This window comes from Pseudomonas syringae pv. tagetis, from assembly GCF_022557255.1.
Classification (GTDB): Bacteria; Pseudomonadota; Gammaproteobacteria; order Pseudomonadales; family Pseudomonadaceae; genus Aquipseudomonas; species Aquipseudomonas caricapapayae.
The window spans coordinates 1,318,325-1,340,434 of record NZ_CP092923.1; the positions used below are offsets into that span (position 1 = coordinate 1,318,325).

The 22,110-nt window shown below is 58.3% G+C and carries 16 protein-coding genes and 1 pseudogene; 6 read left to right on the forward strand and 11 right to left on the reverse strand.

Annotated elements, in window-relative coordinates; genetic code table 11:
- Nucleotides 1–29: 29 nt before the first annotated feature.
- The 7 genes and pseudogenes from MME58_RS05885 to MME58_RS05910 all read right to left on the reverse strand — a co-directional run bounded on the left by MME58_RS05885 (nucleotide 30) and on the right by MME58_RS05910 (nucleotide 5,793).
- A complete protein-coding gene (locus MME58_RS05885) occupies nucleotides 30–518 on the reverse strand; it encodes a P-loop nucleotide/nucleoside kinase family protein (protein WP_054985853.1) in 489 nt (162 codons plus the stop codon).
- 76 nt (nucleotides 519–594) lie between these two features.
- Nucleotides 595–693, reverse strand: a pseudogene (locus MME58_RS27745) (YceK/YidQ family lipoprotein); the annotation flags it as partial.
- A gap of 56 nt (nucleotides 694–749) precedes the next feature.
- Nucleotides 750–1,703 (reverse strand): alpha/beta hydrolase, encoded by a 954-nt coding sequence (locus MME58_RS05890; protein ID WP_054985852.1) that lies wholly within the window; start codon nucleotides 1,701–1,703, stop codon nucleotides 750–752.
- A 52-nt stretch (nucleotides 1,704–1,755) separates the two neighbouring features.
- On the reverse strand, nucleotides 1,756–2,778 hold the full coding sequence (locus MME58_RS05895; RefSeq protein WP_054985851.1) for a transketolase family protein: 1,023 nt from the start codon (nucleotides 2,776–2,778) through the stop codon (nucleotides 1,756–1,758).
- Nucleotides 2,775–3,623 (reverse strand): transketolase, encoded by an 849-nt coding sequence (locus tag MME58_RS05900; RefSeq protein WP_055005274.1) that lies wholly within the window; start codon nucleotides 3,621–3,623, stop codon nucleotides 2,775–2,777. The genes MME58_RS05895 and MME58_RS05900 overlap by 4 nt, the downstream gene beginning before the upstream one ends.
- 18 nt (nucleotides 3,624–3,641) lie before the next feature.
- Nucleotides 3,642–4,943: an MFS transporter gene (locus tag MME58_RS05905; protein ID WP_055005275.1), complete on the reverse strand. Its 1,302-nt coding sequence runs from the start codon at nucleotides 4,941–4,943 to the stop codon at nucleotides 3,642–3,644.
- A 100-nt stretch (nucleotides 4,944–5,043) separates the two neighbouring features.
- A complete protein-coding gene (locus tag MME58_RS05910) occupies nucleotides 5,044–5,793 on the reverse strand; it encodes an SDR family NAD(P)-dependent oxidoreductase (RefSeq protein WP_054985848.1) in 750 nt (249 codons plus the stop codon).
- Nucleotides 5,794–5,980: 187 nt separating this feature from the next.
- Here MME58_RS05910 and MME58_RS05915 point away from each other — a divergent pair, with 187 nt between their 5' ends.
- The gene (locus tag MME58_RS05915) at nucleotides 5,981–6,898 is read left to right on the forward strand and encodes a LysR substrate-binding domain-containing protein (RefSeq protein WP_054985847.1); all 918 of its coding nucleotides are present in this window, start codon (nucleotides 5,981–5,983) and stop codon (nucleotides 6,896–6,898) included.
- Nucleotides 6,899–7,004: 106 nt separating this feature from the next.
- Here the strand turns inward: MME58_RS05915 and MME58_RS05920 are convergent, their stop codons facing one another.
- Nucleotides 7,005–7,949: a bestrophin family protein gene (locus tag MME58_RS05920; protein ID WP_054985846.1), complete on the reverse strand. Its 945-nt coding sequence runs from the start codon at nucleotides 7,947–7,949 to the stop codon at nucleotides 7,005–7,007.
- 329 nt (nucleotides 7,950–8,278) lie between these two features.
- Between MME58_RS05920 and MME58_RS05925 the strand changes: the two genes are divergently transcribed.
- Nucleotides 8,279–9,748 (forward strand): hypothetical protein, encoded by a 1,470-nt coding sequence (locus MME58_RS05925; RefSeq protein ID WP_055005276.1) that lies wholly within the window; start codon nucleotides 8,279–8,281, stop codon nucleotides 9,746–9,748.
- 88 nt (nucleotides 9,749–9,836) lie between these two features.
- On the opposite strand, the gene MME58_RS05930 is transcribed toward MME58_RS05925, so the two are convergent.
- The gene (locus MME58_RS05930) at nucleotides 9,837–11,084 is read right to left on the reverse strand and encodes a pectate lyase (RefSeq protein WP_055005277.1); all 1,248 of its coding nucleotides are present in this window, start codon (nucleotides 11,082–11,084) and stop codon (nucleotides 9,837–9,839) included.
- A gap of 302 nt (nucleotides 11,085–11,386) precedes the next feature.
- On the opposite strand from MME58_RS05930, the gene MME58_RS05935 reads away from it, so the two are divergent.
- From MME58_RS05935 to MME58_RS05945, 3 genes are all read left to right on the forward strand, one after another.
- Nucleotides 11,387–11,881, forward strand: a complete 495-nt coding sequence (locus tag MME58_RS05935; RefSeq protein WP_054985843.1) for a CesT family type III secretion system chaperone — start codon at nucleotides 11,387–11,389, stop codon at nucleotides 11,879–11,881.
- On the forward strand, nucleotides 11,878–14,106 hold the full coding sequence (locus tag MME58_RS05940; protein WP_054985842.1) for a hypothetical protein: 2,229 nt from the start codon (nucleotides 11,878–11,880) through the stop codon (nucleotides 14,104–14,106). Before MME58_RS05935 ends, MME58_RS05940 begins: the two co-directional genes overlap by 4 nt.
- Nucleotides 14,107–14,182: 76 nt before the next feature.
- Entirely contained in the window at nucleotides 14,183–14,572 is a 390-nt protein-coding gene (locus MME58_RS05945; protein ID WP_055005278.1) for a type III secretion system chaperone, read from the forward strand.
- Nucleotides 14,573–14,616: 44 nt separating this feature from the next.
- On the opposite strand, the gene MME58_RS05950 is transcribed toward MME58_RS05945, so the two are convergent.
- Entirely contained in the window at nucleotides 14,617–19,839 is a 5,223-nt protein-coding gene (locus MME58_RS05950; protein WP_055005279.1) for an AvrE-family type 3 secretion system effector, read from the reverse strand.
- A 62-nt stretch (nucleotides 19,840–19,901) separates the two neighbouring features.
- Nucleotides 19,902–20,093: a hypothetical protein gene (locus MME58_RS05955; protein ID WP_147470812.1), complete on the reverse strand. Its 192-nt coding sequence runs from the start codon at nucleotides 20,091–20,093 to the stop codon at nucleotides 19,902–19,904.
- Between MME58_RS05955 and MME58_RS05960 the strand changes: the two genes are divergently transcribed.
- Complete coding sequence (locus tag MME58_RS05960; protein ID WP_054985839.1) at nucleotides 20,092–21,555, forward strand: transglycosylase SLT domain-containing protein; 1,464 nt, start codon at nucleotides 20,092–20,094, stop codon at nucleotides 21,553–21,555. The genes MME58_RS05955 and MME58_RS05960 overlap by 2 nt on opposite strands.
- Nucleotides 21,556–22,110: the final 555 nt, after the last annotated feature.

Genomic DNA, 22,110 nt, shown 5'->3' on the forward strand with positions numbered 1-22,110 from the left:
GGCAAGGGTTTTGCCGGTTTGCCGATGAACTACAGGCGGTGAACCAGAATATCCAGCCCTTCTTCAGCATCGGGAACACGAAAATAACCCGTGATCAGCCTGAACTGGGCATCTGTAGCGGCAAAGTCATGCTCGGCTTTTTCGTTGCGGGCGTGCAATCTGGCAAGGCAGGTATCATCGTCCACGTCGAGGTAGTGCAAACAACGATGTATGACCTGCGCATGCTCAGCCAGGCGGCGAAGCCACCGACGATCCGCAAGCGTGTTCGCAGGGAAGTCCAGAACCACGCACGTGCCGGACTTCAGCAGGTCGATGACCAGAGGGCCGATGATCTCGCGAATTCGATGTGCCAGCCTCACGTAGTCCGACACTGACTCGATCTCGTCCGGGTAGAGCCGTGAAAGCCACTGATCTTCACTCAGCAGGATCGCTGAGTATTCAGCCGCAAGAAACTTCGCGAGCGTCGATTTACCGGATGCGATCTTGCCGCACAAGAGGTGAAGTTTCGTGTCAGGCATGACGAAGTGTTCTTTTGTCGGATCGCAAGCTATGCACTCCTGGAGAGGGGGGAGTCCTGAACGCTACGGGAGCCTGTCAGCCAAGCACATTCAGCCCGTCATTTAAATGACATTCTCGATCATCGCCACCCAGGTTTTGCGGCAGAAAAGCGGTGAGGTCGTAGGCAAGTAACAGGCATTGTTTGAACATACATTCCCTTGCTTCCGGATTGATGCAACGTGTGCGTCATTCTAATCGCACAATCCCGCGGCGAGCATCCTGCGCACAGCCTGGGTGATGTCTTGCTCTGATTGCGCGGTCTGCTCACCGGGCAACTGATCGAACATATGCGGCACGCCGGGGTAAACGTGCATTTCCACAGGGACCCCCGAACGCGACAGGGTCAGCCCGAATGCCAGGTCCTCTTCCAGAAACAGATCGAGTGCGCCAACACAGATAAAGGTGGGTGGCAGATCGCTCAAGTCGGTGGCCAGTGCGGGGGAGAACAAGGCCAAGCGGTTATCGTCCAGTGCGTACGCACCGCGCAGGCATTCCCAGCAAAAATGATTGGCCTGACGCGACCAGCTGAACGTGCCGGTAGTCGGGTTGCCTGGCGGAGCGTCGGGCGCGCCTGTGCGGTGATCCAGCATCGGGTAGACCAACACCAGACCGGCGATTGCCCGTAGGCCTTTGTTTCTTGCGAGGATGGCGAGCGCGGCAGCAAGCCCGCCGCCGGCACTGTGGCCCATGACCACCACGTTGCGGGTGTTCATGACCTGCGTCGGCCCGTTGCAGAGTATCCACTTCAGTGCTGCATGGCAGTCGTCCAGCGGAATCGGGAACGGATGCTCGGGCGCCAGCCGGTAATCGACGGCAACCACCAATGCCTTGAGCTCGATTGCCAGCTTTGTGAGGTAGTCCTCGGCCATTTCCGGGCTGCCCAGAACAAAGCCGCCACCGTGGACATACAGGACGACGGGGAGTTTGCTGTGATCGAGCGGCAGGTGAGGCCGGTAAAGACACAACCTGACACCGCTGGCCGGGTCGCCGGTGGTCCAGTGCTGCTCACTGCGAGACGCCCCTGTTGTTTTCCAGGCAGAATCGACACGCGCCCTGATCCCGGGGAGGGTCTGGTACGTCCAGCTATTTGATGGTTCGTCCAGAAAGGAGCGATAGGCCGGGTCCAGCAATTCATTTGCGTTCAACGGTTACCCCCCATGCGCAGGGCCGGGATGATGGCCCTGCGCGTCTCAGAACCTAGAGCCACGCCTTGATTTGCGCACAGACTGCAGGTGTAGAAATGCCATAACGATCATGCAGTGTAGGCAAAGCCCCCGCATCGAGAAACGCGTCCGGCAGCGCGATCTGCCTGAATGTTGGCGTAACGTCATTGCGCAGCAGCACGGTGGCCACTGCCTCGCCCAGCCCGCCGATGATCGAATGGTTTTCGGCGGTCACCACGAGGCGGCCCGGTTTTCTGGCCTCGGCCAGGATAGTCTGTTCGTCCAGCGGTTTGATGGTCGGTACATGCAGCACCGCAACATCGACACCGTCGGCCTGCAGTTCCCTGGCCGCTTCCAGTGCGCGCATGGTCATCAGGCCGGTGGAGATGATCAGCACATCGTTACCCGTACGTAACGTTTTGGCCTTGCCGATCTCGAACGTGTAGCCGTATTCGTCCAGCACCAGCGGCACGTTACCGCGCAGCAAACGCATGTATACCGGCCCCTGATGCGCGGCGATGGCTGGCACAGCCTGTTCGATTTCAAGCGCATCGCATGGATCGACGATCATCAGGTTGGGCATGGCGCGAAAGATTGCCAGGTCATCCGTTGCCTGGTGGCTGGGGCCGTAGCCAGTCGTCAGGCCTGGCAGGCCGCAGACGATTTTGACGTTGAGGTTGTCTTCGGCAATTGCCATACAAATGAAGTCATAGGCACGCCGCGAAGCAAATACCGCATAAGTGGTGGCGAATGGCACGAAGCCTTCCCGAGCCATGCCCGCAGCCGCACTCATCAGCAACTGCTCGGCCATGCCCATCTGGTAGAAGCGTTCAGGATGCGCTTTGGCGAAAATATGCAGGTCAGTGTATTTCGACAGGTCAGCCGAGAGCCCGACGATATCCTGACGTTGCTCTGCCAGCTCGGCCAGCGCGTGGCCGAACGGTGCCGGGCGGGTGGCCTGGCCTTCGGAAGCGATGGAAGCAATCATCGCCGAGGTGGTCAGCTTTTTCTTCGCAGGAGCGGCTGCCGATGTCGAATTGTCGTGGGTCGAACTCATACGGATTTCCCCTCGTCGAGGTTGTTCAGGGCGACGTCCCATTCGTGTTCGTCCACGCGGATGAAATGGGTCTTTTCACGGGTTTCCAGAAACGTCACGCCCTTGCCCATTTTGGTGTCGCAAATGATGACTCTTGGCTGAGTGCCGGTGTGCTGGCGAGCGTTGTCGAACGCTTCGACCAGAGCGTCCAGGTCGTTGCCGTCGACCCGCTGGGTAAACCAGCCAAACGCCTGCCAGCGATCCACGACAGGTTCGAAAGCCAGCACTTCGCTGGAGTGGCCATCGGCCTGCTGGTTGTTCACATCGATGATCGCGATCAGGTTATCCAGCTTCCAGTGCGAGGCCGACATGGCCGCTTCCCAGGTCGAGCCTTCGTTCAGTTCGCCGTCCGACAGCAAGTTGTAGACGAAAGATCTGGAAGCCTTGCGCTTCAGGCCCAGACAGGCACCCACCGCAATGCCCAGACCATGACCCAGCGAACCCCCGGTTATTTCCATTCCCGGTGTATACGTGGCCATTCCCGACATGGGCAGGCGGCTGTCATCCGAGCCGTAGGTTTCCAGTTCGTCGAGAGGGATGATGTCGGCTTCGATCAGGGCTGCATACAGGGCGATGGCGTAATGGCCGATCGACAGATAAAAGCGGTCGCGCTGCTCCCATTCAGGGTCTTCGGGCCTGTAGCGCATGGCGTGAAAGTAGGAAACCGCGAGCAGGTCTGCGGCGCCCAGTGCCTGTCCGACATAACCCTGGCCCTGAACCTGGCCCATGCGCAACGCGTGGCGGCGGATGTTGTGGGCACGCTGCGCCAGCGAGGTGGAAGGGTTGGATAACGTAGTGGCTGTCATGCTTGTTACTCCGTTGACTCAACGATTGACCGAGGCGGCAGGGATGCGCAGAACCAGCCAGGCGCCGATGAACAGCACGCCCGTGATCAGGTACATGCCGATCGCGCTTGAGCCGGTCGTGGTGGTGATCCAGCCGATCAGATAGGGTGAGCAGAAACCGGCGAGGTTGGCGAAGCTGTTGATTCCGGCGATCCCGGCGGCGGCCGACACGCCACCCAGCAAGGTGGTGGGCAGCATCCAGAACATCGACGACGCAGAAAGAATGCCCGCTGCGGCAAGGCACAGACTCAGCACTGACAGCAGCAGATTGCCGCCGAACAGCGCGGCCAGACTCAGCCCCAGCGCGCCTGCGATCATCGGGCCGACCAGGTGCCATCTGCGCTCGCGATGCTTGTCGCCGCTGCGCCCCATCAACACCATCACGACGATGGCGCACACGTAAGGAAGGCTGGTCATCAGGCCGATATGCAGCGGGTCGGAAACGCCCGCATTGCGAATCAGCGTCGGAAGCCAGAACGTGATCGCATACTGGCCCATTACCACGCAGAAATAGATGCAGGCCAGCAGCCACAGCCGACGGTCGCGAATAAATGCGCCGATCGAGGCATGTACCACTTTCTGGCTGTTGTCTTCCTCCAGTTCCTTGTGCACCAGGTCCTTTTCCTGATCCGAAAGCCAGGTCGCCTGATGCACGCCGTCCTTCAGATAGCTCAGCACCAGCAACCCGACGATGACCGTGGGGATGGCTTCGAGGACGAACATCCATTGCCAGCCGGCCCAGCCATGAACGCCTGCGAAGCGGGTCATGATGTATCCCGACAGCGGACCGCCGATCATGCCGGACAGCGGAATTGCGATGAACCACAGCACCGTCATGCGCGCACGGCGGTAGGAAGGAAACCAGTACGTCAGGTAAAGCAGCAGGCCGGGTGCCAGACCGGCTTCCGCCACCCCGAGCAGAAAGCGCAGGGTATAGAACTGCCAGGCTGTTTCGACAAAGGCGAACAGAGCAGAAATGATGCCCCAGGAGATCATGATACGGGCGATCCAGCGCCTTGCACCGACCCGGTGGAGGATCAGGTTGCTGGGCACTTCACAAAGGAAATAACCGATGAAAAACATTCCGGCGCCGAGGCCGTAGACGGTTTCGCTGAAGGCCAGGTCGTTCATCATCTGCAGCTTGGCGAAGCCGACGTTGACACGGTCCAGATAGGCGCACAGATAGCACAGCATCAGGAACGGCATCAGTCGCCAGGCGGTCTTGCGGTAGGCATTTGCGCGCGTGGTCGAAACCGCGTCGAGCGTCATGGTGGTTATCATGATGGTCTGATCTCTTGTTTTTATAGACCGCCAGGCGAGCGCCTGGCATATCGTAGATCCAGAACAAACACGGGCAGATTGTCGGCCCGTTCAAGCGCGGTCAGTGAATCAGCATGCCGCCGTTCACATCCAGCGTGATACCGGTGAGATAGGACGACAGGTCGCTGGCCAGAAACAGCGCTGCATTGGCCACATCCTGCGCTGCGCCCAGACGGCCCAGCGGAATGCCGTCGATGATCGCGTGACGTCGCTCATCCTGCATCAGGCCGCCGGTGATATCGGTGTGGATAAGGCCGGGGGCAATAGAGTTGACACGTACCTGATCCGGGCCGAACTCCCGTGCCATCGCCTTGCCCAGACCCAGCACGCCCGCTTTCGCTGCGCTGTAGTGAGGGCCACCGAAAATGCCTCCGCCGCGCTGAGCGGAAACCGAAGACATGCAAACGATACTGCCGCAGGATTGGGCGCGCATGCTCGGGATCACAGCTTGCGACATGAGCAAGGTGCCGCGCAGGCTGACATCGAGGACTTTGTCATAATCGCAAGGGCGGATATCGAGGGTCTTGATGGGCTGAGTGATGCCGGCGTTATTGACCAGGATATCGATGCGACCGTAGTGCTCGATGACTTTGGCGACGGCCGCGTGAACCTGTTTCTCGTCAGCGACGTTGGCAGACACTCCAAGGTGACCTTCGCCCAGCGCAGCGGCGGCATCACGTGCTGCGGACTCATCGAGATCGATGATAACGACCCGCGCGCCATGCTGAGCGAACGTGACTGCGGTTGCGCGGCCGATACCACGCGCCGAGGCAGCACCGGTGACAATTGCGATTTTGCCGTGAAGAAGCATGGGGGATACCTCTGAATTATTTTTATGGGTTCGATTCAGGTGATCGACAATTCAGAGTGTTCCGGACGCGGCTGCTGAGCAATGCTGCAAAAATCACTGGATGCTGAAAAAAATTCACCTCTCGTCAATCGTGCGTGTGAATGGTTGAATGCACCAAACCTGGAAAATCGCACACACTGGAGCGCTAATGCGGCCTGATGACGATGCCTCCTTTAGCCTGCCACCGCTGAAAGCGCTTCAGGCCTTCGAGCAGACCGCCCGCTTCGGCAATCTGGCCAGAGCCGCCGAAGTGCTGGACCTCACGCCGTCGGCAGTCAGCCACCAGTTGGCCAGACTGGAGGCCTTGATTGGCCGCCAGCTCTTCGTCCGGGCCGCGCGCGGGGTCACGCTCACGCCGGTCGGCGAGCAGTACCTGAAAGATGTCTCGGGCGTGCTGCACAGCCTTGCCGTCGCCACCGAGCGTGCCGCCAGCGATGTCAGCCTCGATTGTCTGCGCCTGCATTCCGCACCCAGTTTCGGGCTGCTCTGGCTGATGCCGAGGCTGGAAGCGTTTCGGGTAAGCCATCCGGATATCCAGATCAACCTGTCGTGTTCTTATGAATCGCTGCATTTCAGCCGGGACAAGATCGATGTCGATATTCGGCATGGCAGGCCAAACTGGCCGAGTTATGAAGTTCGCACCCTGCGCGACGAGAAGTTCGCGGTGCTGGCGTCTCCGGCCTTGCTGGCACGACGCCCGGTTGCCTGCGCCGCTGACCTGCTCGACCGCGAGCTGATTCTTTCCGAAGCCACTTTATTGAAATGGCCCGAATGGTTTGCCCGGCATGGTCTGGCTCGCCCGGAAAAGCCTTATGCGCTGAGTTTTGATCGCTCATACATGACCCTCGAAGCAGCCAGCCACGGGCTTGGGTTTGCCCTGGAAAGTACGTTGCTGGCGCAGAAGTACCTCGCCACTGGAGAACTGCTGGAAGTTGCCCCGCAAGCGTTGACTGCCCCGGTCGCGGCGCATCATCTGGTGTTTCCCAAAGCCCATTCCAGCTTCCCCAGAGTCAGAAGATTCCTCGAATGGATGGAAGGTGAGCTGAGGCAGGGGTTTGTGTTTTAAGCCACCGTGCTTATGCGTTTGCATAGCGAAGCAGATTCGAGATGTGCCGCGCAGCTTCAGGAACTACCGGCCAATGCGCAGCATTGGCACGGTAGGCAGACGACCTTCAGACGGCTAGCCGATGCGACTGCCAGGCGCCACCCTCCTGGCCTGACGCGTCTGTCGACAGCGCTTGTCTTTCCGGTGCACGGAACATCGAATGCAGGTTTTTTTCGATGGTGTTGCACAGGTCTTCCATACGAATCCGGTGCTGGCTGCTGCCGAAAGGTGCCTGCAGGTCGGTGCCGATACGGTCCATTGCCAGCAGCAGGCAACCGACCACGGTGGATATTGCCGGGGTGAACCAGCCCAGAGTCGTCACCATACTCAATGGCATGATGATGCAGAACAGGGTGCTGAACAGCCTTGGAAAATAGACATACGGGTAGGGCAAAGGCGTATTGGCAATTCGCTCCATACCGCCCTGGCAGTTGGACAACTCGACCATGGTCGACTCCAGTCGGGCCAGCCGGATGCTGTCGATTCGTCCTGCCGCAAACTCCTGCGAAAGAAGTGCGGCAGAGCCGCCAAGAATGTCGTTGGGGAAGTTGTTGCTGTCGGACGCCTGACGAATTTCGGAATCCGACAACAGACCGTTGAGCTGTGCGCTGCTGACGTCACCTTTGAGGTGAGCCCGCAGTGCCCGAAGGTAGGCCACATGGCGACGAAACAGCACTTCTTTCACGGGGTTGTCACGCTCATCGGCGTTACCTTCAATAAGAGTCAGCACCTGACGACCGTAGCTGCGCGAGCTGTTGACCATCGCGCCCCACAGGGTGCGCGCTTCCCACCAGCGATTGTAGGCACTCGAGTTGCGAAAGCTGATCAGCACGATAAGCGCCGAGCATAGTAATGTCAGTGGCATGAGCGGGAAATCGATGCCTTTGCCTTCGATCAGCATGACATCCACGGTCACGGCCAGGTCCCACAGCAGAAGCCAGAACAGCGACCAGCCAACGTAGGTCACGGTTCTCCTGATGCACCGCCATTTTTTTTCGAAAAGACCAGGCATTGCGGCACTCCCTTGCTGGGTTGGAGAATGGCTTCACATGTTCAGTGAAACGCTATGCCGCGAACTTACGTGGGCTGCCTTAAAACTCGCTTAATTCCTCTTTCGACAGCGTCAGCGGGGTGTGCACGGGCCACTTGTGGAACCGTCAACCCATCAAGGACCACACAGCCTTTATCGATCCCGCTCAACTGACGGATGCCCGGACGGTCGCAACTTCTGCGCTGTGGGATCGAATGCCAATGCCTTGCCTTTACGCAAGAAAGCCGTCCCGGACAAGCCCGTCTCAGCGCGTTGCTACTTGAACTTCCGCCGACAGAGAGGGATTTTCCATGCACCCGACCATTACTAATCGACCCAGTCTTCAACCACTCGAGATTGAAAGTGAGAGCTTTCGGTCCGCGCTGGAGTCTCTTGCTTCCGGCTCCGTACGGTCTGTCAGTTCGACCTCGCAGGACGACCCGCAACCTATTATCGATTACCTGAAAGACCATGTGTTTGCTGCACACAAGCTTCCGTTGACCGATTCGGCGGGTGATCAGAGCGCGATTCACGCGCATAACGCGCAAATCGATGCGCTTATCGATGCTCGCGCGAGACGTTTAAGCAACGAGGGAGAGACCCGGGCAACCATTGCCGAAACCTTTGCCAAAGCTGAAAAGCTCGACCGTATGGCGACCCTGTCCTCCAGCGCCTTGCGCGCTACGCCTTTCGCAGCGGCTTCGATGCTGCAGTACATGCAGCCTGCCATCAACAAGGGCGACTGGCTGCCGACGCCGCTCAAACCATTGGCGCCGCTTATTTCCGGAGCACTGTCGGGGGCCATGGATCAAGTCGGTACTGGCGTCATGAACCGTGCTACAGGCGACCTTCATTATCTGAGCACTGCACCGGAGAAGCTTCACGATGCGATGGCTGCGTCGGTAAAACGACATTCCCCCGGCGTAGCCCTGCAAGCGGTGGACATGGGGATCGCTGTTCAGACATACACTGCGCGTAACGCAGTACGCACCGTGCTGGCTCCGGCGCTGGCGTCCCGGCCTGCCGTGCAGGGCGCTGTCGACATCGGTGTCTCGGCGGCGGGCGGTCTGGCCGCCAACGCAGGCTTTGGCAACCGTATGCTCAGTGTACAGTCGCGCGATCACTTGCGTGGTGGTGCATTTGTGCTCGGTTTGAAGGACAAAGAGCCCAAAGCTGACCTGAGCGCCGAAAACGACTGGTTTACTGCGTACCGGGAGATCCAGTCGGCCAGCTACTCGGGTGCTGCGCTGAATGCTGGCAAGCGGGTCGCAGGCTTGCCGCTGGACATCGCGACCGATGGCCTTAAAGCGGTAAGAAGTCTTGTCTCGGCAACCAGCCTGGTACAAAACGGTCTGGCACTGGCGGGCGGTTTTGCCGGGGTCGGCAAGCTGCAGGAAATGGCGACCAGGAACATTACTTATCCGGCGACCAAGGCAGCGGTCAGTCAACTGACCAATCTGGCTGGTTCGGCAGGCGTTTTCGTCGGATGGACAACGGCTGCGGTGGCCACCGATCCGGTCGTGAAAAAAGCCGAATCGTTCCTTCAGGACACGGTGAAATCGACAACCTCCAGTGCGACCGGCTACGTTGCGGATCAGACCGTCAAGCTGGCGAAAACAGTCAAGGACAAAGGCGGGGAGGCAATCACCGCTACCGGAGCCACCTTGCGCAATACAGTCGATAACCTGCGTCGTCGGCCTGTGCGTGAACCCGATATCGAAGAGGGCGGTGTTGCGGCATTTTCCCCGAGCGAAACCCCTTTTCAGCCTGGGCGGTCGTAAACAACCTGTAAGCGGCATTTAGTCAGCAGCAAGAGGGGGCGTACTCGCAGAGTTCACCCCCTCTTTTTTGGGGTTGAGGTGTGCGGACTCAAATCTCTGTTTGTTGGGTAGAGGCCTTGGTTTTATCGTAGGCATGCTTGACGTCGGTCATGGCCATGTTGCCGGTGGCCAGTTTCAGGTTTTCGCTGTCGCTTTTGACAAGCGCGAACTTGCCGTGGTTGGCCTCTATGTCATTCAGCTCGATGCTCATATCGTCAAACTGTTTGCCCCCGTTGGTACGGACCATCGTACCGAAGTCATCGGCGTTGAAACCTTTGACGCTCAGGTGGGTATTGGCATTGAGCTGGACCACCTTGTCATCTGCGCCTTCAGCACTGCTGTTCTTGATGTCCAGATTGGTAATTTTTGCGCCTCCCTCGCCTTTGACAGTGATCATGTCCTCGCCGACGTTCTGGGCGTGCACGTTATCAATAGTGACTTTCCTGTCGTCAGCGGCCTTGACGTGGATACCGTCAACTTCGTTTTCACCCAGGTTCACATTCTTCAGCACGGCACCTTCAGCCAATTCGAACATGGGTTTCTGATTTTCCGCCTGATCTCCGTTACCCATCGACTTGTCGGCGGTGTAGGTCGCGCAGTGCCCGTCGTAGACCTGACCGGCACCGACATGGATGGTATCTTTCACGACGTTGACCTTGCCGGCGTCGTCGTTAGAGCCTGCGGTGTCTGAAACCTGACCAGTACCGCCGGTATGACCGGGGTTGGCCAGTTGTGGTGTGATCTGAGGCGAGGTGCTATCGCCGCCATCGGTTCCGTTGCCCGAAGTAGTCGGCGCACCGCCACTGCCACCGCCAGTTGCGTCTGGTGTACTGCCTCCACCGCCGCCAGTCGCTGCTGGCGCATCACCGCCGCCTCCGCCGCCTGCTGCATCCGGTGTACCGCCCCCACTATCGGTGCTCGAGGGAGTGCCGAGCCCGCCATTGTTCTGAAACGGGGTCTGGCTATCATTCTGTTCCTGGTCGGCATTCTGTTTTTTATTCGGATTCATCAGCATCTGCAGCAGCGACATGATCAACGCGCTGAGCAACTTGACGATATTGGACTGGCTATCGTCTGTCTTGCTGCTGTCCTGCGGGTTTTGCACGGTATTGTCGGGTTGCCCGAAATTGACGTCCTTCTGACTGTCGCTGCTGAACAGCAGGGCGCCCGGGTCTACGGCTTGCTGAGTGTTCTGCTCGCCCAGCGTGTTTTGTTGCGGACTTTTTCCGCTCAGCGCGGAAAAATCCAGCTGGGTGGGTGAGGGTTGGTAGGGCGTGGGATTGATACCGATGCTCATGGTGCTTTACCTCGATGGGGTGGACATATGAACCAGCGTCGTATTCCGGATTTACCCGTATCGGTCGCAGCGTCCCTGTCAGTTCTATAAGTCGACGAGGACTTCGCTTTGATGTTGCTCGAAGTGAGTGGTAGCGCGAGATGATGGGTTCCCGTTTCGCCTGAATCGGATCGGGGTGTTTTCAATGCGCCTTGTGGATTGCTTGACGAGTGGAAGGAACCAGAACGCCTTTGCCTTCGACTCAGTCCGCACACACCGGCAGAGAAACGGTGTGGCTTGATATCGCTCTCAGAGGCCGTGAAATGAACAACAATGACCCGTACCACACCTTGATCAACGAAATTTGCGCACTCAGCCTTATCTCCACGCCTGAACGTTTCTACGAGTCTGCCAATTTCAAAATCAGCGAAGTGGACTTCACTCTTCAGTACCTGGATCGCGACGAGGGCCGTGCGGTCCTGATCTACGGTGACATGGGCACGTTGCCCACGCGCAACCGTGACGCCGCCTTGCTGGCACTGATGGACATCAATTTTCATATGTTTTCAGGCGCCCATAGCCCGGTTTTTTCCTGGAATGCTCAGACCGGCCGGGTGCTGCTGATGGGCTCGGTGGGCCTGGAACGAGCATCCGCCGAAGGTGTTTTGCTGTTGATGAAGTCGTTTGCCGAGCTGGCGAAAGAATGGCGTGATCATGCCTTCATGGGGCCATCCGCAACGACGGCCTCCGCGACAGACAAGTCTGTTGCGCCTGTGCTCAAACGCGAGAGCCTGGCGGTTCCGGGGAGGTTCCAATGATCGGTTCGCGTGTCGGTGGGTCAGGCAGTGTCGAGCTCACCCCGATAAACCAGCAAAGCGTTACTGCTCCCGCTCAGACAGCTCATCCGAATGCGGTGACACCAGGCATGAACCCGCCGCTGACTGCCACTCAGTCGGCACCGCATGCGGCAGAAAGCTCGGCTGCCGGCGCTGCGCGGTTGAATGTTGCTGCGCGGCATACGACGCTTTTGCAGGCATTCAGGGCGGAGCAGGCGACGGCTCCGGTCAGCGGCGCGCCGATGATCAGCTCGCGTGCCGCATTGTTGATCGGCAGCTTGCTGCAGGCTGAACAACTGCCTTTCGAAGTCATGGCTGAAAGGCTTTCCCCTGAGCGATATCAACTGAAGCAGTTTCAGGGGTCTGACGTGCAGCAGTTGCTGAGCAGGTTCGCGCAGCCGGGTCAGGCACCCGACAAGGCCGAAGTCGGGCAACTGATCAAGGGGTTTGCTCAATCGGTTGCCGATCAACTGGAGCACTTTCAACTGATGCATGACGCTGCGCCCGTTCCCGCAGGCCAGAACGCGAGCGAGGACCGAGCGGCTCTGGCTGCCAGTCAGGCTGCTCTTGGTGAATACGCAGGCCGTGCAAGCAAGGCAATCGGAGAAGGGCTGAGCAAAAGCATCGATTCGCTGGATGAGCACATCACTGCGCTGGATGTCAGGCTGCAAGGTGCTGAGGAAGGCGACAAGGAGGCCCTGCACGCTGACCGGCAAGCGCTGGTTGATGCCAAAGCCACGCTGACCGATCTGCACACCGATTTCGTCAAATCGCCAGAGGCCAAACGCCTTGCTTCGGTCGCTGCACATACCCAACTGGACACCGTTGTCAGTGATCTTGTCACTGCGCGCAACTCAGTGGGCGGCTGGAAAGGGGCAGGGCCGATTGTTGCGGCTGCAGTTCCGCAGTTCCTGTCTTCGATGACGCACCTGGGTTATGTGCGTTTGTCTACCAGCGACAAGCTACGAGAGGCTGTACCCGAGACCAGCAGTGACGCCAGCATGCTCAAGGCCGCAATAACCGGCATGGTGGCGGGCATTGCCCACGAGACGGTCAACAGCGTGGTAAAACCGATGTTTCAGGCCGCCTTGCAGAAGACGGGCTTCAACGAACGCCTGAACATGGTTCCACTCAAGGCTGTCGATACCAACTCGGTCATTCCGGACCCTTTTGAGCTGAAAAGTGAACACGGTGAGCTGGTCAGAAAAACACCCGAGGAACTCACTCAGGACAAAGCGTTCGTCAAGGGCGAACGGGCGGTCTTCAACCAGAAGAAAGTGCAGGGTTCATCCACTCATCCCGTGGGTGAACTGATGGCTTACAGCGCTTTTGGCGGGTCTCAGGCCGTACGTCAGATGCTCAACGATTTACATCAGATCAATGGTCAGACGCTGAGTGCCAGAGCCCTGGCATCCGGGTTCGGCGGCGCGGTGTCTGCCAGTTCGCAAACACTCTTGCAGTTGAAGTCGACGTATGTCGATCCGCAGGGGCGCGAAATCCCGGTCTTCACACCGGACCGAGCCAAGAGCGAACTGAAAAAAGATCTGGCCAAAGGTATGGACCTGCGCGAGCCGTCGGTACGCACCACGTTCTACAGCAAGGCGCTATCGGGTATCCAGAGCTCGGCACTGACTTCAGCACTGCCACCTGTGACCGCTCAAGCCGCAGGATCAAGCGGCACGCTCAGTGCGGGCAATATCCTGCGCAACATGGCCCTGGCGGCGACGGGGTCTGTTTCCTACCTGTCCACGCTGTACACCAACCAATCGGTCACCGCTGAAGCCAAAGCGTTGAAAGATGCGGGCATGGGCGGTGCAACGCCCATGCTGGAGCGTACTGAAACAGCCTTGAACAACATCCGGCACCCGAACAGGGCGTCACTGCCACATACGTTCCAGCCAAGCACATTGAGTGGCATCCCCAGAGCCCTGGAAAGTGCTTATCACGTGGCACGAGGCGCGTTGCAACTGCCGACCCAGATGGCGGTGGATACCGTACGGGTCGTAGAGGAGGGTGTGCTGAACGGCGTGTCGTCAGCACGCGCTGCGCTTGCGCCAGCCAAACCGTCCGAGGCGAGCCGGCCTGTCGAAGAGACCGTGGCCGAAGCCTACCCACCGCCGCCTACAGTGCAGCGACCAGCACCTTCCGTGCCGCTCGACGATGATCAGTTGAGGGCGCTGGAAGAAGGCTTGCTCGCCCCGCGTTGATCGCGATGCCGGGTGCAGACGCAGGTGTCTGCTGCCCGGCTGATTCACATCGCTTTACCCTTAAAGGACTATGAAGATGAAAACCCCGAAACCCGATTTCAGCCGATTCATTCACTCTCTGGGTGCGCAGCTCGGCACCTCACTGGTACTGCAGAATGGCGTCTGTGCCTTGTATGACGGCCATAACAACGAAGCTGCAATCATTGAATTACCCGAGCACAGCGAGATGGTCATCTTTCACTGTCGAGTGGGCCGCTCTCCGGAACGCGCTGCCGATCTGCAGCGCCTGTTGAGTCTGAACTTCGACGTTGCCCGCCTGCACGGTTGCTGGTTTGCCGTCGATCAGGGGGATGTGCGTCTGTGCGCCCAGCGCGAGCTGGCATCGCTTGATGAACCGGCATTCTGTGACGTCACTCGCGGCTTCATTTCCCAGGCACGTGACGCACGCGCGTTTCTGATGGCCTGAATGAACAGCGCCGCCGCAGGCGGCGCTTTTCAATACTTCGAGTGTCAGCTTTTCAGTTCAAAACCCTCCTTCTGCAACTGGTCGGCCGCCTTGTTCAGGGATTCGGATGGCCGTGACATCTCCCCGTCAAATGTATAACCAATCGGTTTGTCCTGGTCTTCGCCATAAATGAAATTGATACGTCCAAGTGTTTTGGTGACGCTCAGACTGGCTCCGCTGTTGTAGCTGACCAGCGGTAACGGGGAAGTGAAATTTTCAGCCTGAGTGGCGGTATGAAACACCACCAGACGTTTGATCCGCATCTTGTTGCGGTCTTCGAGATGGCTGGAGAGATCGTGCTGAGTCATGGTGCCGTTGCGGCTACCCTCATCGATCAGGTCGATCAATTCGTCCTTCGGCTCTAGCCGTACACGTGCCAATGTACCTTGGCTGTTTTCCATTTCCTTGAGCAGGGCGCTGAGTTTTGGGTCCTGGCGCATGAATTCGGCAACCCGCGCCGCATTGCCAGGTGCACTGGCCTCTCTCACCGAAGCCATGATCCTGGTCAGGATGCTTTCTTTGGTCAGGCCCGACAGATCCGTTTTGCTGGTCTCGAAGCGAGCGTTATCCAGCACGCTGTGCTTGTTGACCGACGCTTGCTGTTCAACGGTTGCCCGTTTCAAACCGCGCAATGCCTTGTACTGGTTATCGTTCTGCGATGGCACACCGGCAAACAGCTCGTTCAGCCCGTCGAGCTGTGCCTGAATGGCCTCTGCCGGACTCTTGCCGGTGTAGCGAGCGTTTAGCGGATCGGCCAGTTCTGCCAGGCGTGCTTTTGTAGTGCTGTCCTTGAACACGTCCCCCAGGCTTTTGGACAGCTTGCTCAAGGCTTCGGCAGTCATTGGTTTCGCCACGTTGTAGCGGAACTTGACCCTTTTGACGGTTCTCGCTTCCACGCTCATGTTCGCGGCAACGCCAAGGTTGTTGGCGGCGGTCTGGGTGGCCGGTGTCGGGCCGGCGGCAGAGGCGGGTGTGTTGGTTGGATCAGTGTGGGTGGCACCGAGCTGCCCACGAAGCTGCCCGCCACCCGTCAGGTTGTTGATGAACCGTGGTCGGTTCTTGCCACCTTCACGCAATTCGGTCTTGTCGTTTTTCTGCGTCAGCGAATAGTCGGTGTATGTCATCAGGTTAACCAGAATGTTCGTGGCAAACCCGCCGCGTACGACGGCAGAGAACGGGTTGCTGCCATCTTCTGTCAGGTTGACTCCCGCGCGTAAGTCTGCGGTTCCTCCCGTCGTGATATCAAGCGTGAAGCGGCGTGCTTCATAGGTTTCATGGTCCACTGCTTTTTTCAATACTTGCAACGGGTTCAGTTTGCCTTCGAACAAATCATCGACGAACCCGTCGATATCTTCGTCCGGCACATTGAAGACCACGCCAGCACGTTGACTGGCTCCTGCGGTGGCCGTCAGGTCCACGCGGAGGCGAAAGTTGGGTGTCAGCGTACGATCGTTACCTACATCGACACTGCGGGCCGGATTGTTCGCGTCGAAAAAGCCCGGCCAGTAGTCCTTGCCGGCCCCCACGCCGATACTTGCGTTGCCTGAGGCTTCACTCATCAAGTACAGGGTAACGCCGCCTTCGCAACGTTCGGCGTTGAGAATGTAGTTGCGGTTACCGGTGGCGCCTGCCGTCGGCCATGGGCCGGTAGCCTTGTCGGCCAGAACCGTGAAAGGACTGGTCAGGTTCAGGCCGTAGCTGCGTTGCAGCCCGATTTCATCATCACCATGCTCCAGCTGTTTGAGCATGCTCTTGAACTTGTCGGCAAGCTCGGCCTGGTCAGGGCTGCCGGTTGCCACGCGCATATTGACGCTGACCGCATGATCAGGCTTTTTGAACGATTTCAGGAATGACTTGACTGCATCATAGCCACTCTCCAGCGCCGCATTATCGGTAAACCCCATGTCCGTCACCTGCTTGACGGGATTCTCCCCGTAGGTGATATCACGCAGCGTCGTCAGTTTTTTCTGTATCACGCTCATGTCACTGTGCGGGGTCAGCAGCTCGGCCTCGTCGAGCAGATTACCCAGGCTTTTCAGGGTGACCAGATCCAGAGCGAGCCGCGCTTTGCTCAAACCCTGATCTTCGCTGGCATCACGGCGCTGTCCCAAGGGGATATCCGCTTTGCGATGGCTGAGTTTCAGCCCGTTGTCCTTGAGAGTGCCAAGCAGTTTTCCGGTAGGGTTTTCCGCTGATGGCGCAACCTGGGTCAGGGCGTCCTGCAGTTCTTTTACCAGATCGTGCCCGGAGCTTTTGAAGTTGAGCTTTGTGCCCAGTTCGGCAAGCTTTTTGCCGAATTGCATACGCAGCGATGATTTGGCCAGTTCGCCGTGCTGATTGAGCAGACCGTCCTGCTGCCTCAGATTTTTCACCTTGCCATGACTCTGACCGATGGCCATCAGCGCTGTGTAGGTATGGTTTTCGAGCTCGTCTCGCAACGCTTCGAGTTCCTTGACCAGCGTCGCGCCTTCAGAGCCCAGGTTCAGTCGGGCGATGCGCGCCTTCAGGTCGTTACCCGGCTCCGGGGGAGGGCCGCCTGCCTCGTGAATCAGCTCCAGTTGCTTGAACAGGATCGACTCGCTCTCGTATACCTCTCTCAGACCGACACGACCATGATGGCGATGCTGAATATGATTACCAACGTTCTTCATCCAGCGTGGTGGCTCTGCAGTGTTTTTATAAACGTTGGCGCGTATGAACTCGCTGGTGCTGGCTGTATGGGTTTTTTCCATCCCACCGCGGCCCATGACATTTATGTCGAGTCTGGCGGTCAGTCCGGTTTTAGGAATTCGCCAGGTCTTGTTGGAACGTGTGATGCGCGCATGCACATCGTTCAAACCGTTTTCTTCCACGGGGCGTGGCTCGAACGCTTGCCATTTTCCGCCCTTTAGTTGCATCAGGCCTTGTCCTGGCGCGTCCTCGATCTGTGCACTCAGCCTGTTGTCATCGTTGGTGAAGAGTGCCTTGACGGGCTGGCCTTCAGGTGTGGCAACCGGCGTCCAGCGGGCGCGCAGGCGGTCTCCGAACTTCACCGCCTGCCACTCCTCCCTGGGCAGGCAGTAAACTTCACCGGTGCTGGTGAGCGCGTGCAGATTGTGCTTTTCATCCAGCGACAGGCTCTTGATATCGCCTTGCAGTCCGGGGATATCCAGCGTAATGGGCTTATGGTCTTTGCTGTGGGCGGTCAGGCAACCCTTGTCATCCAGCGCGACAAAGCGTTTATCGCTGACCATCGCAAAAGCGGTAATCACCCGATCATCAAGGCCCTCTATTTCCTTGCCCATGGCGACTTTGGTCGAGCGTGCCGTCTGGGCCAGCGCCGTATTGTGGTCAAAGGCCATGTTGGGGTGTTCGGGAACAACCGTCAGCTTGTGCAGCTTGCCGCCCTTGAGTACGTAAGCGTTGCTGTCGGCCCCGCGTTGCAGGCGATCAATGTCTTTGATCCCGGCGTCTTTCCAGCATTGTGGTGTCGCGTCCCAACGCTGAATGCGCCCCTCGCTGAGGCCGACCAGCCCGGAGCGGTCGAGATTGAGCCGGTCAGTAGCGGCGGGAGCTGCTGGTATCGTCAGGCCACGAGTGTTGTCCAGCACCAGTGCATTGGTCAGGTTCCAGCCGCTTTCCAGTCTGGAGCCCTGTTCGTCCAGGGCGTGGGAGTGAACTTCGCCCTGACGGTTTTGGATCAACGCATGAATACGACCGTCGTCGCCGTTGATGAAACCGGTGACGCTGTTGTGGCCCCCAAGGGGCAGGCCTGCCAACTGATAGCCGGTCTGCTCGGGCATGAGCGTCAACTGCTCGGCGTCGCTGTCAAAGGCGCTACGGTCTGTGCTGTAAAGCCTGCCCTGAGTGTCTGCGACGAACAGCTTGTCGGCGCTCAGGCCGACCGCAGCCGCTTGCGCCTTGCCGCCATCCAGTTCCAGGGTTTTGATTTTCTTCTCCGTCAGCCCGCCAATCACCGGCGTCATGTCGGTCAGCAGGATCGTTTGAGTGTCTTTGCCACTGAGCAACGCCGCTCTGTTGTCCGGCGCGACCGAGAATGACTGCAGGTCTTTGACTTCCACATGCGGCATGAACGGACTCGAAAGGTCGACCACGGCATCATCACTTTTTGCATAGACCGAGCCGTTGCCGCCCATGGCAAGACTATTGAAGGCAATGTCCTCCATGTTTTCGGGAGCTTTCCAGCGAATGTTTATCGGGTCGAACTGATACAGCCGGTCTTCGTGCACGCGCAGGCGATCACTGGCCTCTGTGAGGTATATGTCGGTGAGGTACGCGAGATGGGCCTTGCCCGGTAATTCCTGAGTTGTGCGCCCGCTGGGGGAGCTGATGTGAAGGTGACCATCTTCCCGTTCCAGGCTTACGGCTGCGGGTTTTCTTCCTTCTATAGGCAGCGCCTCGTTGCTGCTGCGGATCAACGCCAGCGCGCTGTCGTCCTGTGCCAGATGCAACAGATGCCCGTTGGTTTGCAACAACTGGTGGCCATACACGCCCTGTTTGCTCTCTTGGGCCAGATAGGTCTGGCCGGAGTTGGCAAGAATGTCTTCCAGCAACGGGTCGAGGCCAGGCGTATCAAACGTGGAAAAGTCGGGTTTGCCTTTGGCATCCAGTCCAATCGTGCCCTGTGGCTGTGAGTTGCGCACCAGCTCCCCGGCCTTGAGTTCAAAGCGGCCGCCGTTGCTGGGTCCCAGCCGGGCATAAGGGGCCGGCGCTTCTTCGGAGTCTCCGGCTTTGGTGCCGGAACTGCTTGCCTCGTTCTGGTGTTCTCCCGGCAGATCGAATATGACGTGAAGATTGTTTCGCCTGGCCATGTCGATACGCGGCGACGTGTGTTCGATTTCATGGGCGTCTGCCTCGGCGCTTCCTGTCGTGTTCGGACTGTTACGCAGGATTGACTTGAGGGGAGTGGCAGAGGGCGGCGTCAGGTTTTCCGCCAGGCGCGGTTCGCGTTGAGAGCGTTTTGCGGTCTGTGAATGGGATGCAGATGCAGCAGGCGTGGTATTTTTGCTGCTGAGCGGTCTGGCCGCTGTTTGCTGCGGTGCCTTGGACTTCTGAAACAATTTGCCGACACTCTTCAGTGCTCGCTTGCCGATGCTGCTCAATGAGTGCGAAGCGCGTTGTGTCGGCTGCTCGTTTTTCTGCTGTAGCCCCGTGGCGGTGTGCGTGCTTGCAGTGCTTGATGACTGTAGGGTGTTTCCGGTGGTCCGGTTGATAGGTGGTGCTTGCACGGTGAATCTCCCTGTCCTTTTTGACGCTGATAGCCGCCTGATGTAACCCTGAGAAAAATCCTTCACAAGCTGAGTGTCATGGGGTGCAGGCCGGTTCCATAAGAAATGGCGGTAATGAAAGTCAAAAGCTGAAATGATTCAGCTTTTCGTCGTCTAGGGATATACGGGGCTTTTTCGGGAATATCTGCCTGACAGGGAACCGGAATGGCGAGCACGCCACGTAGGGTGGACACGTTCAGGACATTCCCGCCCATGCCCGCCGTCGCCTTACCTGATTCCCGTCCACGCTTGCTCGCTCGCTCGGTCCAGATCGCCGTCCTCGCTTTGGGCTCGCTGTGTGTGGGCTGTCAGTCAGTCGACTATGCACAACCGCGTATGGATCGCATGCCGCGTCTCGTTGCAGGGCTGACATCCTGGGTGGACGATGAGCAGCCAGGTTCAAGGGCTTCGCAAAAGATCTCCGACTTGCCCGTCTACAACGGCGAAGATGTCTGGCAGCGGGTGGCCCAGCGTTGCAGGCTGGCAGATAGCCAGGGCATGAATGAGCGTATTGCCCGGCAACGTGACTGGCTGTTGAGCAATCGCGGCTTTATTACCGGAGCGAGTGGCAGGGCCAGTCCCTATCTGCATTTCATCGTCGAGCGTCTGGACGAGCGCAACATGCCGCTGGAGCTGGCGCTGCTGCCGATGATCGAGAGCTCTTACAACCCGATGGCCAATTCACCCTCTGCTGCGGCGGGGCTGTGGCAGTTCATCCCTTCCACAGGGCGCAGTTTCAATCTGAATCAAAGCGCTACCTACGACGCTCGCCGTGACGTAGTGGCCTCAAGCAAGGCCGCAATGGATTATCTGACACGTCTGCATGATCAGTTCGACAATGACTGGCTGCTGGCGCTGGCCGCCTACAATGCGGGCGAGGGGACTGTCGGGCGGGCGATCGAAGCCAACCGTCGGCGCGGTCTGCCTGTCGATTACTGGCACCTGACGTTACCCAGGGAAACCCAGGATTACGTACCTCGTTTGCTGGCACTCTCGATTCTGGTTCGCAACCCTGAGGCCTACGGGGTAAAGCTGACTCCGGTCGCCAATACGCCTTATTTCGACATGGTCGAGCTTAACCATGCAGTGGATCTTACCCAACTGGCGGCTACAGCCGGCGTGGATGAGGGGCAACTGCTCAGACTCAACTCGGCGTTTCTGCGCAAAAAAACGCCGGATGGACCGGGGCGGTTGCTGCTGCCCAAGACTCAGAAGCAGGTGCTGACAGCGGGTATTGCGCGAATAACGGGTGAGTCGCCAGTGACGACAGGCCCTCAACGCGTTGAGAAGCCTGTGATCGAACGCTTGCCCACATCCCCACCTGCACGGCCGGTGCAAGTGGTCGAACGAACACCTGTGCCAAAGCCTGTCCAGGCAGTACAAACGGCTGAGCAGGTGCCTGCGCCACGCCCGGTGGAGTCCGCGCCGGTAGCAGAACAGGCATCCGTAGCGCAGATACAGCCACCAGAGCAGGCTGTGAAGCCTGAAGAGTCGCCGACGATCACACCGCCGGTTCCGGCAGGCAACCCATCATTGGTATCAAATGGCGTACAAGCCCGGCATTACATAGATGACCGTTCGTCGCCGCGCAGGCGCGATGATATCGAGGATCGCAACGGTCCGCGCGAGCTGCCGAGCGGACCGCGAGTAGTGGTCTACGCCAGCGAATCGCGCTAAAAATCTGCGGTCCTGAGGCACTGCGACTACGCAAATCCCCTTAAAAATGCGCTTTTTTGGTGCTTTTTCTCGTTTTCGAGTGCATGTGATCCTGTGTCTAAGTGCTCTATCTTTACCCTGATATCCTCTTTTTTTGTTCTCGCTCGTGGCAGGTCGCCATGAACTATTTACTCGCATCAAGCCTATTTTCGCTGAACTTTTGTAAATATTTGTAAGCTAGTTCTTACACACATTTAGAAACATTCCAGGGCTGTGACGGCGTATCAGTGGTCTTTATGATCACCACTTCTGTCGGAGCTTCCGTTAGCGATTGACGGATTGTCCTACACTGAATCCTTTCAGTTGGCTATTTACCTCGCCGTCTTTTTTGCTTGTGTGCGTCTGTACCCACTCGTTCGGATAGCCGAATGAAGGGGTGGCGTAACGCCACCTAGGCTCATGCCCAAAATACGGGAGTTTTGTGCGGTCTACAGAGCGAAGGGTGAGTTGCGTTCGGAAAACCGAATGAGAAAAACCGTTGCAGTCTTGCTGTTCAACGTCTGGGTCAAGCCCTCT

Excerpts from the sequence above, each read along its gene's own strand:
- MME58_RS05935 (WP_054985843.1), top strand. The coding sequence starts at position 11,387 with ATGAACAACAATGACCCGTACCACACCTTGATCAACGAAATTTGCGCA.
- MME58_RS05925 (WP_055005276.1), top strand. The coding sequence starts at position 8,279 with ATGCACCCGACCATTACTAATCGACCCAGTCTTCAACCACTCGAGATT.
- MME58_RS05900 (WP_055005274.1), bottom strand. The coding sequence starts at position 3,623 with ATGACAGCCACTACGTTATCCAACCCTTCCACCTCGCTGGCGCAGCGT.
- MME58_RS05955 (WP_147470812.1), bottom strand. The coding sequence starts at position 20,093 with ATGGGCGGGAATGTCCTGAACGTGTCCACCCTACGTGGCGTGCTCGCC.
- MME58_RS05895 (WP_054985851.1), bottom strand. The coding sequence starts at position 2,778 with ATGAGTTCGACCCACGACAATTCGACATCGGCAGCCGCTCCTGCGAAG.
- MME58_RS05960 (WP_054985839.1), top strand. The coding sequence starts at position 20,092 with ATGCCCGCCGTCGCCTTACCTGATTCCCGTCCACGCTTGCTCGCTCGC.
- MME58_RS05885 (WP_054985853.1), bottom strand. The coding sequence starts at position 518 with ATGCCTGACACGAAACTTCACCTCTTGTGCGGCAAGATCGCATCCGGT.
- MME58_RS05915 (WP_054985847.1), top strand. The coding sequence starts at position 5,981 with ATGCGGCCTGATGACGATGCCTCCTTTAGCCTGCCACCGCTGAAAGCG.
- MME58_RS05910 (WP_054985848.1), bottom strand. The coding sequence starts at position 5,793 with ATGCTTCTTCACGGCAAAATCGCAATTGTCACCGGTGCTGCCTCGGCG.
- MME58_RS05930 (WP_055005277.1), bottom strand. The coding sequence starts at position 11,084 with ATGAGCATCGGTATCAATCCCACGCCCTACCAACCCTCACCCACCCAG.
- MME58_RS05905 (WP_055005275.1), bottom strand. The coding sequence starts at position 4,943 with ATGATAACCACCATGACGCTCGACGCGGTTTCGACCACGCGCGCAAAT.
- MME58_RS05920 (WP_054985846.1), bottom strand. The coding sequence starts at position 7,949 with ATGCCTGGTCTTTTCGAAAAAAAATGGCGGTGCATCAGGAGAACCGTG.
- MME58_RS05940 (WP_054985842.1), top strand. The coding sequence starts at position 11,878 with ATGATCGGTTCGCGTGTCGGTGGGTCAGGCAGTGTCGAGCTCACCCCG.
- MME58_RS05945 (WP_055005278.1), top strand. The coding sequence starts at position 14,183 with ATGAAAACCCCGAAACCCGATTTCAGCCGATTCATTCACTCTCTGGGT.